The 14,815-nt window shown below is 63.4% G+C and carries 14 protein-coding genes; 6 read left to right on the forward strand and 8 right to left on the reverse strand.

Annotation, left to right across the window (positions count from 1 at the left end):
• The 5 genes from VMA74_RS12355 to metG form a co-directional block, all read right to left on the reverse strand.
• The coding region (locus VMA74_RS12355) for a TonB-dependent receptor plug domain-containing protein (RefSeq protein ID WP_325367348.1) at nucleotides 1-1,269 on the reverse strand (1,269 nt) is incomplete at its 3' end.
• Nucleotides 1,270-1,812: 543 nt separating this feature from the next.
• The gene (locus VMA74_RS12360) at nucleotides 1,813-2,865 is read right to left on the reverse strand and encodes a LacI family DNA-binding transcriptional regulator (protein WP_325367350.1); all 1,053 of its coding nucleotides are present in this window, start codon (nucleotides 2,863-2,865) and stop codon (nucleotides 1,813-1,815) included.
• A gap of 72 nt (nucleotides 2,866-2,937) precedes the next feature.
• On the reverse strand, nucleotides 2,938-3,576 hold the full coding sequence (gene nth, locus VMA74_RS12365; protein ID WP_325367352.1) for an endonuclease III: 639 nt from the start codon (nucleotides 3,574-3,576) through the stop codon (nucleotides 2,938-2,940).
• The gene (locus tag VMA74_RS12370; RefSeq protein ID WP_325367354.1) at nucleotides 3,573-4,175 is read right to left on the reverse strand and encodes an RnfABCDGE type electron transport complex subunit B; all 603 of its coding nucleotides are present in this window, start codon (nucleotides 4,173-4,175) and stop codon (nucleotides 3,573-3,575) included. Before VMA74_RS12370 ends, nth begins: the two co-directional genes overlap by 4 nt.
• A gap of 60 nt (nucleotides 4,176-4,235) precedes the next feature.
• Nucleotides 4,236-6,323 carry a methionine--tRNA ligase gene (gene metG, locus VMA74_RS12375; protein ID WP_325367356.1) on the reverse strand — a complete coding sequence of 696 codons (2,088 nt, stop codon included), beginning with the start codon at nucleotides 6,321-6,323 and terminating at the stop codon, nucleotides 4,236-4,238.
• 150 nt (nucleotides 6,324-6,473) lie between these two features.
• On the opposite strand from metG, the gene VMA74_RS12380 reads away from it, so the two are divergent.
• Genes VMA74_RS12380 through VMA74_RS12390 form a run of 3 tightly spaced genes read left to right on the forward strand, consistent with a single transcriptional unit; the run spans nucleotide 6,474 to nucleotide 9,086 of the window.
• Nucleotides 6,474-7,649, forward strand: coding sequence for an MFS transporter (locus tag VMA74_RS12380; protein WP_325367358.1), 1,176 nt, complete (start codon nucleotides 6,474-6,476; stop codon nucleotides 7,647-7,649).
• Nucleotides 7,649-8,290: an HAD family phosphatase gene (locus tag VMA74_RS12385; RefSeq protein WP_325367360.1), complete on the forward strand. Its 642-nt coding sequence runs from the start codon at nucleotides 7,649-7,651 to the stop codon at nucleotides 8,288-8,290. The genes VMA74_RS12380 and VMA74_RS12385 overlap by 1 nt, the downstream gene beginning before the upstream one ends.
• Nucleotides 8,283-9,086 carry a DeoR/GlpR family DNA-binding transcription regulator gene (locus VMA74_RS12390; protein WP_325367362.1) on the forward strand — a complete coding sequence of 268 codons (804 nt, stop codon included), beginning with the start codon at nucleotides 8,283-8,285 and terminating at the stop codon, nucleotides 9,084-9,086. The genes VMA74_RS12385 and VMA74_RS12390 overlap by 8 nt, the downstream gene beginning before the upstream one ends.
• A gap of 138 nt (nucleotides 9,087-9,224) precedes the next feature.
• On the opposite strand, the gene VMA74_RS12395 is transcribed toward VMA74_RS12390, so the two are convergent.
• Both VMA74_RS12395 and VMA74_RS12400 read right to left on the reverse strand, forming a co-directional pair.
• A complete protein-coding gene (locus VMA74_RS12395; protein ID WP_325367364.1) occupies nucleotides 9,225-11,027 on the reverse strand; it encodes an alkaline phosphatase family protein in 1,803 nt (600 codons plus the stop codon).
• 212 nt (nucleotides 11,028-11,239) lie between these two features.
• Complete coding sequence (locus tag VMA74_RS12400; RefSeq protein ID WP_325367366.1) at nucleotides 11,240-11,686, reverse strand: DUF2147 domain-containing protein; 447 nt, start codon at nucleotides 11,684-11,686, stop codon at nucleotides 11,240-11,242.
• Between the two features lie 143 nt (nucleotides 11,687-11,829).
• Here VMA74_RS12400 and apbC point away from each other — a divergent pair, with 143 nt between their 5' ends.
• The 3 genes from apbC (at nucleotide 11,830) to VMA74_RS12415 (ending at nucleotide 14,225) form a co-directional block, all read left to right on the forward strand.
• On the forward strand, nucleotides 11,830-12,927 hold the full coding sequence (gene apbC / locus VMA74_RS12405) for an iron-sulfur cluster carrier protein ApbC (RefSeq protein ID WP_325367368.1): 1,098 nt from the start codon (nucleotides 11,830-11,832) through the stop codon (nucleotides 12,925-12,927).
• Between the two features lie 139 nt (nucleotides 12,928-13,066).
• Complete coding sequence (dcd, locus tag VMA74_RS12410) at nucleotides 13,067-13,633, forward strand: dCTP deaminase (protein WP_325367370.1); 567 nt, start codon at nucleotides 13,067-13,069, stop codon at nucleotides 13,631-13,633.
• 85 nt (nucleotides 13,634-13,718) lie between these two features.
• The gene (locus tag VMA74_RS12415) at nucleotides 13,719-14,225 is read left to right on the forward strand and encodes a hypothetical protein (protein WP_325367372.1); all 507 of its coding nucleotides are present in this window, start codon (nucleotides 13,719-13,721) and stop codon (nucleotides 14,223-14,225) included.
• A gap of 73 nt (nucleotides 14,226-14,298) precedes the next feature.
• Here VMA74_RS12415 and VMA74_RS12420 read toward each other — a convergent pair whose 3' ends face one another.
• Nucleotides 14,299-14,724, reverse strand: coding sequence for an HIT family protein (locus tag VMA74_RS12420; protein WP_325367374.1), 426 nt, complete (start codon nucleotides 14,722-14,724; stop codon nucleotides 14,299-14,301).
• Between the last annotated feature and the right edge of the window lie 91 nt (nucleotides 14,725-14,815).

Here is a 14,815-nt window from a genome sequence, read left to right on the forward strand (position 1 = left end):
GTTACCCGCCAACGCAGCCGGATTGGTGATTTTCTGGCCGGCCTGCGGACCGGTGGCATAAGCGAGGGTGGCGCCCGCGCCGCCGATGCTTTGCGCCAGGCTGGATGCGGTGTCGACCGTTGCCGGATAGGGGCCGGTGAATGCGCCGTAATTTTCGGCCGCACGGAACTGCTCATGCAGGCTCCAGTCGTCGCCGAGCGAGAACTTGCCTTCGCCGCCGATGGCATTCACGCGCGTGTGGTAGCCATCGCGGATATTGGTGTGGATGGGCTGGCCTTGCGCATTGAGCGCGGTATCGCTGGTGAAGTAAGGCGACTGCAATACGCCGCTCTGCAGGTTGAAGCCGGGAATGGAGCTGACGTGTGGATCGCTGTTGCTGCCGGTGATCATTACCGGCACCGGCAGATAGACCGGATCGTAGGTATCCGTGAATTGCAGGTTCAGGCGCAGGAAGCCGCCATCGATATCGTGCGTGATGTTGCCCATCAGCTGGCCACCGGAGGATGACGTGTAATCGGTGTTCTTCTGGCCGTTGCCGCGCTGGACGAAACCGCCGAAGTGATAGCGGGTGGACGCCGAAAGCGGGCCGCCGTAATCGAAATCCAGGCGCTGGTCATCGTATTGGCCCAATCCCACGGTGAGGCCGATATTGCCGCCTTGCGAGCTGCCGTCCTTGGTAATGAAGTTGACGATGGCACCCGGTGCATTACTGGCGAACACCGACGACGAACCGCCACGCACCACTTCCACGTGATCGATGTTGTAGTCGGTGCGCAGGAAGGTATCGGGCGTGGCAAAAGCCGTATCGCCGAATTCCAGCACCGGCATGCCATCCACCTGGAACTGCACGAACTTGCTGCCGCCAGAAGCCACCGGCAATCCGCGCACGGATACGTTCGCATTGCCCGCGCCGCCGGACGATTCGGAACGGATGCCGGGGATGGTGCGCAGTAGATCGGCCGCGTTCTGCACGCCGCTGGTCTGGATCTGTCCGCCGTCGAGCGTGCTGACCGAGATGCTGGAATTCATTTCCGTGGAAGGCAGTGGCGAGGCGGTGACCACCGTCTGCTGCAGGTTCACCACGTTCTTCTTTTTGCCATTGTCCTGGCTGGACGTGTCGTTGCCGGTGGCGGGGGCATTCGACCCGGTAGCCGTGGCTTGCGGCGAACCGGTATCGGCGGTGCCGGCCATGGCCTGGAACGAAGCCGCGCACATCAGTGCAACGGCGACCGTCAGCGTATTCCTGCGGAAGGTGGACAACGGATGCATGGTTTTCTCCCCAAAAGTTTTTTGCGCAAGGAGGCTCGCGCGGCCTTGGAGTGATCTGCGTGGCCACGTTCGGCATCCCCGACCCGTCGGCACGGAGTGGCTCCGTGCGCGCTGCCGCTGGGGCAGTGGGGCTCATTCTTGTGTTTTTGCAATCGATTGCAATTTGCAGTGCAGCATGAAATGCCTTTGATATGTTCAGGCAAGTCAGGTTGACGGTGATAAGTATGAGATCGATTGCATAAGTCTAACGCCATGACAAGTCGGTACAACTGGATACTCGCCACGATGCGCTCCCTCCCCTGCGCCAGTAGGGGAGGGCTGGGGTGGGGTTGCTTGGGCTTTAGCGTATACCGCTGGATTTTCTGGGGAACTGTATGGCAGCGTTGGTGGGCTCCCGCCGCTCGCTGCGCTCGCACCCCACCCTAGCCCTCCCCTACTTCGCAGGGGAGGGAACGGTTTGTCGCAATGATCCAGATGCCCGTTGCGTTTGAGTGCAATTTATAGAAGTGCCTTTGTCATTTGGTTTGCACCCCTACCGGCGCATCAAACCCGCTGACTACTCTCACGAACGATCAACTGCGTCGGCAATTCATGCATAGGCGCACTCGACGCGCGCCCCAGTTGTCCAAGTAACGCATCGACCATCGCTTCCGCACCCAACTGGAACGGCTGGCGCACGGTGGTGAGCGAGGGATGGAAGTGCGCGGCGAAATCGACGTCGTCGTAGCCCACCACCAGCACGTCCTTGGGTACGTCCAGCCCGCGTTCGCGCAAGGCGCCGATGGCGGCCATGGCGAGCAGATCGCTGGCCGCGAACAGGCCGTCCGGCACGATGCCGTGGTCGATCCATTCCAGCACGGCGCGGCGCGCATCGGGAGCGAGAAAGGGAACGTCCTTGCGCAAGGCGGCATCGTGCTTGATGTCTTGTTTGCGCAGCGCGGCGGTAAAACCGCGATAGCGCTGCGCGACTTCGGGCAGGTCGCGATCGCCGAGAAACGCGATGCTGCGGCAGCCTTGCGCCAGCAGGTGCTCGCCGGCCAGGCGTCCGCCCAACGCATTTTGTCCGCCCACGCAGCTATAGCGCTGGTCCGGCAGCTGCGCACCCCACACGACCAGCGGCAGCTTGCGCTCGGCCATCGCATTGAGCTGGTCGTGGTGATGCCACTGGCCGACCAGGATGATGCCGGCCGTGCGGCCGCCGTCGACCAGGGTGCCGAGGGTGTTCAACTGCTCGGCATCCATGCGCACCAGCAACATGTCGTAGTCGCGCTCGGTCAGCACGTCCGCCAGCGCGCCGATCATGCCGTGCAGGAAAGGGTCGGAGAAATTCTGCCGGCGGTTTTTCTCGTACGGCACCACCACCGCGATGGTGCGGTTGGTGCCGGAGCGCAAGTTCATCGCCAGCTGGTTGACAGTGTAGTTGAACTGGCTGGCGATCTGCGCGATGCGTTCCCGCGTCTCGTCGTTCACCAGCGTGCTGCCCTTGAGGGCGCGCGACACGGTCGAGGTGGATACGCCGGCGAGACGGGCGATGTCGGCCATCTGCAGGCGGCCCGGCTGTTCGGTGCCGGATTTGCGAGAGGGTTTGGCGGCCAAGCGAAATACCTTCGTCGCGCGGTCTGTTGTCTTGCGTCAGCGTACAACACGTGTGACGCGGTGGGGGCGGCCTCAGGCCGCTGGCGTCTTGTCCTTGTACCGGCACAGGTCGTGGATCACGCACTGCGGGCAATCCGGCTTGCGCGCCTTGCACACATAGCGTCCATGCAGGATCAGCCAGTGATGCGCATCCTGCTTGAACTCCTTCGGCACCACTTTTTCCAGCTTGTCTTCCACCGCGCGCACATCCTTGCCCGGGGCCAGGCCGGTGCGGTTGGACACGCGGAAGATATGCGTGTCCACGGCGATGGTGTGATGGCCGAAGGCGGTATTGAGCACCACGTTGGCAGTCTTGCGCCCCACGCCGGGCAGCGCTTCGAGCGCTGCGCGGTTGTCCGGCACCTCGCCGCCGTATTGCTCCACCAGGATGCGGCATAGCGCGATAACGTTCTTGGCCTTGGCGTTGTACAGGCCGATGGTGTTGATGTAGCGCTTGAGCTTGTCCTCGCCCAGGTCGAGGATGGCCTGCGGCGTGTGGGCGACCGGGAAGAGCTTGCGCGTGGCCTTGTTGACGCCCACGTCGGTGGCTTGCGCGGATAGCACCACCGCCACCAGCAGTTCGAATGGCGTGGTGTAGAGCAGCTCGGTGGTGGGGTGCGGATTGAGTTCGCGCAGGCGTGAGAACAGTTCGACCACATCCGCTTTCTTCACTGCTTGGGCTCCTGTTTTTTCGCCTTGGCGCGGGCGAGTGCGTCGAGCACGCTCTGGCTGGCGCCGTGTACTTGCGCCTTGCGTGAAGCGAGTTCCGCTTCGCGCTGCGCGTGTTGCGCCGCCAGGCGTGCTTCGCGGCGTTGGAAATGCATGCGGGCGGCGTCGGCGTGGGCGGGATCGTTCGCTTGGGCCAACGGCATCGGTTCCAGCACGATGCAGTCGACCGGGCAGGCCGGTACGCAGCGCTCGCAGCCGGTGCAATCGTCCGCGATTACCGTATGCATCAGCTTGTTGGCGCCGACGATGGCGTCGACCGGGCAGACCTGGATGCATTTGGTGCAGCCGATGCATTCGGCTTCCACGATGCGCGCCAGCGTGCGCGGTTTTTCGACGCCGTTTTCCGGATTCAGCGGCAGTGGCGCGCGGCCGAGCAAGGCGGCAAGCCTGGCGATGCCTTCGCTGCCGCCGGGCGGGCACTGGTTGATCTCGGCTGCGCCGTGGGCGATCGCCTCCGCGTACGGGCGGCAGCCGTGATAGCCGCATTGTTCGCATTGCGTTTGCGGCAGCAGGGCGTCGATGCGGTCGGCGAGGGTGGTCATGGCGACAGGTATGGCTTCTTCCCCGTCATTGCGCAACGACGGGGAAGGGGATGCAAGCGCTTAGCGAACGGTGGCGCCGGGCTTGGCACCCTGGTCCGCGTCCAGCAGGAACAAGTCGCTACCGCCATCGCCCGCCGAAAGAATCATGCCTTCCGACACGCCGAAGCGCATTTTGCGCGGCTCCAGGTTGGCGATGAATACCACATTGCGCCCCACCAGCTTCTCCGGCTCGCCGTAGGCGGCGCGGATGCCGGAGAAGATCTGGCGCTTGCCCAGCGGGCCGGCGTCCAGCTCAAAACGCAGCAGCTTGTCCGAGCCTTCGACGAACTCGCACACCAGCACCTTGCCGATGCGCAGGTCGAGCTTGGCGAAATCGTCGATGCCGATGAAGGGGGAGACTGCAGTGGTGGTGCTTGTTTCAGTCATGGGCTTGCTGTTTTTCTTGGCAGGTTTTTTGGATTCGGGTTCCGGCGCGGAGCCCAGGGATTCCTTCGAGGCTTCGATCATCGCTTCGATCAGCTTGGGATCGATGCGCGACAGCAGCGGTTCGAAGGCACGGATGGTGTGGTTGTGCAAGGTGGCGCAAGCCGCATCGAAGTCGCCGATGGGTGCGGCCAGGAATCTCTCCGCGGCCGCCACGGTGGCAGGCAGCACTGGCTTGAGCAGGCCGCCGAGCAGGCGGAAGGCCGCCAGCGCAAACGAGCACACTTGATGCAATTCGTTGCGCTGGGTTTCGTCTTTCGCCATCACCCACGGGGCCATGGCGGCGATATGGCCGTTGACCAGGTCGGCGATCAGCACGAAGCGGCGCATGGCCTCGGCGAACTCGCCGCTCTCATACAACGCCGGCACGCCTTCGTAGTGCGAGATCAGCACGCGCCACAGTTCGTTCTGTTCCGGCGAGAAGGCCGCCGCCAGGCGCCCGTCGAAGAACTTGTGCACGAAGCCGGCGGTGCGGCTGGCGATGTTGACCCATTTGCCGATCAGGTGCGAATTGACGCGTTCTTCGAAGGCCTTCAGGTCCAGGTCCACGTCCACCGGCGCATCGTTGAGCATGGTGGCGAAGTAATAGCGCAGGAATTCCGGATTCAAGCCGGCATTGAGATAGGTGCGCGCCTGGATGAAAGTGCCGCGCGACTTGGACATCTTTGCGCCGTTCACCGTGAGATAGCCGTTGACGTGCAGCGCCGTGGGCGTGCGGAGCTTCGCGCCGTGCAGCATGGCCGGCCAGAACAGGCCGTGGAAGTTGATGATGTCCTTGCCGATGAAGTGGTGCATCTCCGCACTGCTGTCGGCGGCCAGGAAATCGTCGAACTTCAAGCCGGTGCGCGCGCACAGGTTCTTGAAGCTGGCCAGGTAGCCGACCGGCGCGTCCAGCCACACGTAGAAGAACTTGCCCGGCGCATCGGGAATGGGAAAGCCGAAGTAAGGCGCGTCGCGCGAGATGTCCCAGTCTTTCAGGCCGCCGTCCAGCCATTCCTTGAGCTTGGCCACCACGCCGGGATTGGCCACCGGCTTGCCATCGGTGAGCTTGCCGGCGAACCAGTCGCGCAGCAGGTCTTCGAACTTGCTCAGCTCGAAAAAGTAATGCTCCGAATCGCGCAGCACCGGCGTGGCGCCGGAAACCACCGAATACGGGTTGCGCAGATCGGTCGGCGCATAGGTGGCGCCGCAGTTCTCGCAGTTGTCGCCGTACTGGTCGGGCGTGCCACAGTTGGGGCAGATGCCCTTGATGTAGCGGTCCGGCAGGAACATCTGCTTGTCGGGGTCGAACAACTGCTGGATGTCGCGCTTGACGATGTAGCCGCTGTCGCGCAAGCGCGTGTAGATCAGCGCGGCCAGCTCGCGGTTCTCTTCCGAATGCGTGGTGTAGTAGTTGTCGTAGCTGAAATGGAAATCGGCGAAGTCAGCTTCGTGGCTGGCGCGCATGTCGGCGATGAAGGCTTCCGGCGACACGCCCGCCTTTTCCGCCGCCAGCATGATCGGCGTGCCGTGCGCATCGTCCGCCGCCACGAAGTGCACCTCGCTGCCCATCATCCGCTGTGCGCGAACCCAGATGTCGGTCTGGATGTAGCCCAGCATGTGGCCCAGGTGCAGCGGGCCATTGGCATAGGGCAGGGCGTGGGTGACGAGTAGGCGACGGCTCATGGATGGCGGTGGCTGCAAATGGGCCGTGCATTATGGCATGTGGCGCTGCGTGCGCCGGGCGGCGGGAGCGTGCCTTCGCGGTTTCTGCACCTTTGCACGATATTGCACGTTTGTGTACATTTGTACGCATTGATGCGAGACGGGCACGATGTGAAAACCACTTCCGACATCGCCGTTGCCGGCAGCGGCGCGGCTTCGCTGCCGGATGCGCGGCGGGCAACCCGGCTGATCTTCCTGGTATCGGGCATGGCCGTTTCCGCCTGGGCGCCGATGGTGCCGTACGTCAAGGCGCGGCTGGGGCTGGACGATGCGCAACTGGGCATGGCGCTGCTGGCGTTCGGCGGCGGCTCGATGTTGTCGATGCCGTTCGTCGGCTGGCTGGCGCACCGGCTCGGCAATCGGGTCGTCATTCTCAGCGCAGGCTTGTTGATGTGCCTGGCGCTGCCGGTGCTCGCCGAGGTATCCAGCGTCGCGATGCTGGTCGGTACCTTGCTCTATTTCGGTGTGATGCTGGGTGCGGTGGACGTCGCCATGAACGCCTATGCGGTCGAGGTGGAGCGCCGCAGCGGCGATCGCTTGATGTCCGGCTTTCATGGCCTTTTCAGTGTGGGTGGCCTCACCGGTGCCGCGTTGCTGAGTGCATTGCTGGCGCTTGGACTGCCGTTGTCGGGCGCTGCCGTGGTGATTGCCGCCGCGTTGGCCTTGACGGTGTTGTGGTTGCGCGATGGCTTGCGTGGCGATGCGTCTTCGCCGGGTGTGGATATCGAAGAAAGAACCCGCATCGGCATGCCGCACGCGCGTGCCTGGTTACTGGGCTTGTTGTGTTTCGTCAGCTTCGTCGCCGAGGGCGCCATGCTGGACTGGAGCGCGGTGTTCCTGCGCGACGTGCGTGGCGTGCTGCCGGCCACGGCCGGCTTCGGCTATGCCTGTTTTTCGGTGGCGATGGCGGTGGGTCGGTTTTTCGGCGACCGCTTGATTGCACGCTACGGCCCGGCATGGGCGGTGCGCCTGGGCGCCGGGCTTGCCGCCGCGGGTTTTGTGCTGGTGGCCAGCGTGCCGCTGACGGCGGCGGCGTGGGTCGGCTTTGTGCTGATCGGCCTGGGCGCTTCCAACATCGTGCCGGTGATGTTCAGCGCGGCCGGACGCCTGGCCGGCACGCCTCCTGCGGTGGCTATCGCCACGGCCACCACGCTGGGTTATGTGGGTTTGCTCAGTGGGCCGGCCCTGATCGGTTTCGTGGCGCATGCCAGCAGTCTGTCGACCGCCTTCATGGCGGTGGGCGCCTTGCTGGTGCTGGTGGGTTTGTCGGCGAGGATCGTGCGGTGATGAGTGGACGTATCGAAACGGTGATCTTCGATCTTGGCAACGTGCTGATCGGCTGGGACCCGCGGCGCCTGTACCGCCAGTTGATCGAAGACGAAACACAGATGGAGTGGTTCCTGCGCGAGGTCTGCAGCAGCGCGTGGAACGAACAGCAGGATGCCGGCCGTCCCTGGGCCGAGGGCACCGCCTTGTTGCGCGCGCAGTTTCCCGAGCATGCCGAGCTGATCGACGCGTACCACCTGCGCTGGCAGGAAACGCTGCTCGGCCCCATCGACGGCAGCGTAGCGCTGCTGCAGGCACTGAAGGAACGCGGCGTGCGCTTGCTCGCGCTGACCAACTGGTCGCAGGAGACATTTCCGATCGCGCGGCAGCTTTATCCGTTCCTGCAGTGGTTCGAAGGCATCGTGGTCTCCGGCGAGGAACGCCTGGTCAAGCCCGATCCGCGTATTTACCAACGCCTGCTGCACCGCTACCAGGTCGATCCGGCCACGGCGCTGTACATCGACGACTCGCAACGCAACGTGGCCGCCGCCGAGGCGCTGGGCATGCATGGTTGCTGGTTCCGTGATCCGGCGGGTTTGCGCGAGCGCCTGGTCGAGCTTGGCTTGCTCGAAAGTGCAGCACGAGCGATGCGCCATGGCTAAGCCTGCGCCCTTCGCCGTCGATCGCAACGCGCTGCCGGAAGAGCGCCAGCAGCGCATCCTGGCGCGGCTGCGCAGCGAAGGACGTGTGGTGGCGGCCGAACTGGCCGAGGCGTTCGAGATTTCGGAAGACTCGATCCGCCGCGACCTGCGCGAACTGGCCGCGCAAGGCTTGTGCAAGCGCGTGTACGGCGGCGCCCTGCTGCCTGCGGTCACGGTGACGCCGCTCAAGCAGCGGCGCACGGAACATCCGCTGCGCAAGCAGGTACTGGCCCGCAAGGCCGTGAGCCTGGTAAAACCGGGCCAGACCTTGTTGATCGACGCCGGCACTACCAATGCCGCCATCGCCGCGGCGCTGCCGGTCGGCGCCGGGCTTACCGTGATCACCAATGCACCGCATATCGCCCAACTGCTGCTGGATCGCGAAGGTTTCGACCTGTTGCTGATCGGCGGCCGGGTCGATCCATCGCTCGGCGGCGCGATCGGCGCGCAAGCGGTGGAGCAGGTGAAAAGGATGCGCGCGGACCTGTGCTTCCCCGGTGCCTGTGCGATCGATGCCGCGCATGGCCTGTGGGGGTTCGACAGCGAGGAAACGCTGTTCAAGCGCGCGATGATCGACGCCAGCGACGAAACGGTGGTGGTGGCTACCGACGACAAGCTGGGCGCCGTGGCGGCGCACCAGGTGGCCGAACTCGCACGTGTACAGCACCTGGTGGTAGAGCACTCGGCGGACCGCGCCACGCGTGCAGCTTTTTCCGCGCATGGCGTGATGGTGCATCGGGCGGAAGCGGTTTCCTGAGGGCGCCTTAAGCCTTGCGCATCGCGCGTAGGTTGGTGGTGAGCGTATGCGAACCCCAACGTTGCCATGCCGATGGCGAGGTTGGGGTTCGGCGTTGCCTCACCGCCAACCTACGCGTTTTCGTAACCTTCAAACGGCCTACGGATTGGCCACCGTCAACGACACCGGCCCAGCCAGCACCGTATAACCATTGTTGTAGCAGTACCAGACGTTGTACGTGCCGGGCGACAGGCTGGACGTATCGAATGTCACCGTGCCGCTGCCATTGGGGGCGTATTGCCAACTGGTGGAGGAACCATTGCCCGGGCTGCTGCCCGCCGCGTAGATGCCGATCCAGTTTTCGCCATTGAGCTTGCTTGCCGGCGTGGCGTAATCAAAGTGCACGTACGTGCCCTTGCTGACGCTCGGCATGGAGCTGCTGAGGCTGGCCGTGGTGATCGCTTGCGTGGCGACGAAGGCGTCGTTGATCGGCTGTGCGTACTGGTCGTTGTGGGTGAGCGCGGCAATGCCCAGTGCATTCTCGATGGTGCGGCCGATGCTGTAGTGGTTGTAGCTGGTGTTGCTCACATAGCCCGCCTGCACTGCACCGGGCGAACCCACCAGGATGGTCGCTACGTGGTTGCCGCTGGAAGAGGCCGACTCGTCCCAGGTGAGGATCAGCAATGAACGCTGTTGCGTCCATGCCGGTGAGTTGAAGATCGGTTGCAGCGTCTGCTGCAGCCAGCCGTTCTGCACCTGCAGGCTTTGGGCGGAGCCGTTGCCGGACGATTCGCCATCGTAGTAATCATCCGCGGCGATCCAGGCGAAATTGGGCGTGGTGCCCGCCGATTGCAGGTCGTTGGTCAGCTGCGTGGTGTCGAACAGGTGCTGGGCGCAGCGCGTGGGGTTGGAGGAAATGTCGGTGAAATTGATGAACGGCGCGTCATCCGGTTCGTAGTAGCTGTCATCGTTGTTGCTGGTGTTGCAAGGTGTGCCCATGCCTTGTTCGTAGGCTTTCCAGGTTTTGCCGGCTGCTTCGAGTTCGTCGCCGATATGGGGTGCGGTCACCTTGATGTCGGGGTAATAGACCGCGCCTTGCACAAAAGTGTTGCCACCGGCGATCGCCAGATAATTTTCGTCGCTGGGATGGTAGACCGCGCTGTGGTTGTCCAGCAGCGTGCCCTGGCTGGCGAGACTGTTGATGAAGGGCGCGTCGGTGGTATCGCCGATCACTTCGCTGTAGTTGGTGTTTTCCATCATCACCATGAACACATGATCGAATGCCGGGACTTGCGATACCGGCGCCTTCAGCGTCGGGGCGCTCACTGGCGTGGACAGCGTCAACGAGAGATTGTCGGCGTAGCCGATGTTGTAGGAGGCCGAAGTGTTGTTGAATTGCAGCAACACCGAAATCGTGCGCGTACCGGCCGGCACGTTGCCGTTAGCGGATTCGGCGAGGAAGCCCGTCTTGTTGTTGCGCGCCGATGCATTCACGCCAGCCAATTGCGCGGGCGTGCCCAGCGGCTTGCCGTTGGCGTCGAGGAAGGTGGCCGTTACCACAGCTTGTCCGTTGTACACGGTATAGCCACCCAGCCAACCCGAAAGCGTGTAAGTGATGTTGCCGCCGTCGATGGCGCTGGCTGCGCTGGAAACATCCACGTTCTGGCGCAGCGCGGAATCGCCATACGGACCGTCGGCGATAAAGGCATTGCCGCCGGAGGCATTGCCCGGCGTGCTGAAGCTGGTGATCGTGTAGCAGACGATCGACGGGCTGCCTTGCGTCACCGTCCAGCCCGGCACGGTATTCACGGCAGACCAATCGTTGGTGCAAGTGCCTGCTTCACCATCGCCATCCACCAGCAAATTGGCGCTATTGCCGGCGAATGCCGGCGCTGCGAACAGGCCGCTCAAGCAGGCTGCCGTCAGCAGATTTTTTATGCACGACTTATATAGGTTACGCATACGCAAACACCCTCCCTTCGTGTTGTGGAAAGGGCGAGACAGTGCAGCGGAGTGATTGCGAATGCGAGACGCTGGGATGACAACGCGCAACGTGTTGTTGCGCGATGTGAGCTGCGGCGTGACGGCGTTGTGAAACGACGACTTTTGCAGGCCAGGACGAAATCCCAGCCTGCGCGGCTACCTGAAATTTAAATCGAGTAATAGGCCTGCAGTTATTGCATCCGCTCCCACACCTGGCTTCGGCCCAGCAGGGAAATCCCGATGTATCCGTGCACATCCAGCTTCTGGCCGCCGTCGGTCAGGCTCAGTTTCACGCTGTACACCTTGCCGGTCTTCGGATCGAGGATCTTGCCGCCATCCCATACATCGTCATCCTTGCTGACGTTCCACATGATCACCATGCCTTCGATCGGCTGGTTCTTGCGCTCGCCTTCGCACTTCTTGCAGAGCGGGTGCGGGCCGTCGTCGGAAAGCAGCACCTGCAGCACTTTGCCTTGCAGTTTGCCGTTGTCGTCGGTGATCTGGATGATGGACTTGGGTTTGCCGGTGACGTCGTCGATCTGCCGCCAGGTCCCGACCGGCGTGTCGGTGGCGGCCCAGGCAACGGCCGAACCCAGCAGCAGGCAGGCGGCGACGGCAAAGTGCGACAGGCGTTTCATGGCATGGATCCCTACGTTGGCGTATGGGCGAGCCTGCCGAGCGGCGGCAGGTACGGTCAAGCTGCATTGCGCAAACCTGCGCACGGCGTCGGCTAGCCCGTGCCTGCTGGCATAATGCGACGTCTGACCATAGCCCATTCCCCATGACTCAACAGGTAAACGAAGCCTTGGTTCGCCGGATTCTTGGCGAGCTTGTCGATCCGCATACCGGCGCCCCCATCGCCGAATCGATCCGCGCTGTCGGCGTGGATGGCGCCAGGGTCTCGGTGGATATCCAGCTCGGCTATCCGGCGGCCGGCGCCGCAGAGACACTGGCCGCGCAAGCCAAGCAGGCACTGGACGCGGATGCCGCGATCGAAGCGGCGGTGGTTTCCATCGCCAGCCGCATCCATGCGCACAAGGTGCAAGGCGCGCTGGCGCCGCTGCCGAACGTCAAGAACATCATCGCGGTGGCATCCGGCAAAGGCGGTGTCGGCAAATCCACGGTGGCGGTGAACCTGGCGCTGGCCCTGGCGGCCGAAGGCGCCAAGGTTGGCATTCTGGATGCGGATATCTACGGCCCCAGCCAGCCGCGCATGCTCGGCATCCACGGGCGCCCCGAGTCGCCGGACGGCAAGACCATCGTGCCGATGACCGCGCACGGCCTGCAGGCAATGTCGATCGGTTTCCTGGTCGACGAGGAAACGCCGATGATCTGGCGTGGCCCGATGGTGACCCAGGCGATGATGCAACTGCTTGGCGACACGCGCTGGGACATGCTCGATTACCTGATCATCGACCTGCCGCCGGGTACCGGCGACATCCAGCTCACGCTGTCGCAGAAAGTGCCGGTGGCGGGCGCGGTGATTGTCACCACGCCGCAGGACATTGCGCTGCTCGATGCGCGCAAGGCGCTGAAGATGTTCGAAAAGGTGGAGGTGCCGGTACTCGGCATCGTCGAGAACATGGCCACGCACGTGTGCACGCAGTGCGGCCATGAGGAACACATTTTCGGCGCGGGCGGTGGCGAACGCATGGCGGAGCAGTACCAGGTACCGTACCTGGGCTCGCTGCCGCTGGACATCCGCATTCGCGAGCAGGCCGATGGCGGCCATCCCACCGTGGCGGCGATGCCGGATTCGGAACTGGCGGCACGCTATCGCGAGATTGCCCGCAACACCGCCGGCCGGCTCGCACGCCAGCCGCGCAACAAATCGCTGGGCCTGGGCAAGATCGTGGTGCAGGGACAGCCTGCCTCGTGATTTTCTGCTGTCGCCCTGCCTAGTGTTTAGCGAGGGGAGGGCGCAAGGTGCGCGCTGGCGCAACCGCCCACTCACCATGTATTTTTGCCGCTTTGCGCCTGGGACCTGCCCGGGCGCGGCTGGTAGCACCGGAGACCGCGTGAGCATCAAATCGGACAAGTGGATCCGCCGCATGGCGGAACAGCACGGCATGATCGAGCCGTTCGAGCCAGGGCAGGTCAAGCTGCGCGGCGGCAACAAACTGGTGTCGTACGGCACTTCCAGCTACGGCTACGACGTGCGTTGCGCGCGCGAATTCAAGATCTTCACCAACATCAACTCCACCATCGTCGATCCGAAAGCTTTCGACCCGACCAGTTTCGTGGACGTGGAAGCGGATGTATGCATCATTCCGCCCAACTCCTTCGCACTGGCGCGTACGGTCGAGTATTTCCGCATTCCGCGCCAGGTACTTACGGTGTGCCTGGGCAAGAGCACCTATGCCCGTTGCGGCATCATCGTGAACGTGACGCCGCTGGAACCGGAGTGGGAAGGCCACGTGACGCTGGAGTTCTCCAACACCACACCGCTGCCGGCCAAGGTCTATGCCAACGAAGGCGTGGCGCAGATGCTGTTTTTCGAATCCGACGAGGAATGCGAAACCAGCTACAAGGACCGCGGCGGCAAGTACCAGGGGCAGCAGGGCGTGACCTTGCCGCGCACCTGAACGCGCCGTGTATTGCACCCATCCACCTTTACCCGGCGGCGCTACACTTGCCTGGCTTCGCTGATACTCGCAGGAGATCTAAGCAATGATCCGTCTTTCCACGCTGTCATCCCGCGGCGCTGCCGTCCTCATGATCGGCAGTCTGCTGGTGCTTGGCGGCTGCCATCGCGGCGCATCCAAGGACACGGTGGAAACCGCCCAGACCGAGAGCCAGTTCGACATGACCATGAAGGCTTACAAGAATGGTCAGTTCCTGATCGATGGTGCCGTGGTTTCCGCGCTCGACGCCGGCAGCCATTTTTCGTATCTGAAGGAAACGGGCAAGCTGCCCAAGACCGTGCTGCTGCTGCCCAGCGATGACTCGAAGATCCGCAAGCAGCACTTGCAGTACATGGCGCGGCTGCAGCTCGACTATGGCTTCGTTGCCTACTATGACGACGGTGGCAAGCTGGCGCGCATCAACCCGGTGGATACCAAGGCGCGTGCGCTGGAGGACTACCATGCGCCGGCCAGCGCTCCGAGCAGTGATAGTGGCGAGGGTGGCGGCAAGGGCGACCACGGCGGCGGTGGTCCGCCCGATGCCGGTCACTGATATCGGGTCGGACAACTCGTCTAACGAAAGCGCCCGTCATCGATGGGCGCTTTCGTTTTAGAGGTTTTACGTTTCATGTCAGGCTGGTTGGGGTCAGCCGTTGCTGCAAGCGTTGCACGAGCGACGCAAGCGCGTCGGCTGCATAAGGCGCTGCCGCGCCGCTACCCCACACCGGTCCAGGCCACGCCTGGTCGCCTTGCTTGCGCGCCACGACGTGCACATGCAGTTGCCGCACGATATTGCCCAGTGCACCGATATTGAGCTTGTCGCAAGGAACAACTTCGCGTAGCACGGCCGCGGCATGGTTGATCTCCTGCCACAGCCGTTCGCGTGCGTGTTCGGGCAGGTCGAGTATTTCCGTGCATCCGGTTATGCGCGGCACCAGGATCAGCCAGGGAAAGCGCGCATCCTTCATCAACAGCACGTCGCACAAGGACAGGGCGGCGAGGTGTTGGGTATCCGCCTGCAGGCGCGGATCGAGTTCGAAATCGGCAGTCATGCGCCGGCCAGGTATTTGTCGAAGAAGGTCATCGTACGCTGCCATGCCAATTCGGCGCTTGGCTGGTGATAGTGGCCGGGATCGATGTCGC

The sequence above is a fragment of the Dyella sp. genome (assembly GCF_035508675.1).
In the GTDB taxonomy this organism is placed as follows: Bacteria; Pseudomonadota; Gammaproteobacteria; order Xanthomonadales; family Rhodanobacteraceae; genus Dyella_B.

Bases quoted from the DNA above. Each gene is read 5' to 3' on its own strand.
- VMA74_RS12370 (WP_325367354.1), bottom strand. From the start codon at position 4,175: ATGACCACCCTCGCCGACCGCATCGACGCCCTGCTGCCGCAAACGCAA.
- metG (WP_325367356.1), bottom strand. From the start codon at position 6,323: ATGAGCCGTCGCCTACTCGTCACCCACGCCCTGCCCTATGCCAATGGC.
- VMA74_RS12385 (WP_325367360.1), top strand. From the start codon at position 7,649: ATGAGTGGACGTATCGAAACGGTGATCTTCGATCTTGGCAACGTGCTG.
- VMA74_RS12390 (WP_325367362.1), top strand. From the start codon at position 8,283: ATGGCTAAGCCTGCGCCCTTCGCCGTCGATCGCAACGCGCTGCCGGAA.
- VMA74_RS12395 (WP_325367364.1), bottom strand. From the start codon at position 11,027: ATGCGTAACCTATATAAGTCGTGCATAAAAAATCTGCTGACGGCAGCC.
- VMA74_RS12400 (WP_325367366.1), bottom strand. From the start codon at position 11,686: ATGAAACGCCTGTCGCACTTTGCCGTCGCCGCCTGCCTGCTGCTGGGT.
- apbC (WP_325367368.1), top strand. From the start codon at position 11,830: ATGACTCAACAGGTAAACGAAGCCTTGGTTCGCCGGATTCTTGGCGAG.
- VMA74_RS12415 (WP_325367372.1), top strand. From the start codon at position 13,719: ATGATCCGTCTTTCCACGCTGTCATCCCGCGGCGCTGCCGTCCTCATG.
- VMA74_RS12420 (WP_325367374.1), bottom strand. From the start codon at position 14,724: ATGACTGCCGATTTCGAACTCGATCCGCGCCTGCAGGCGGATACCCAA.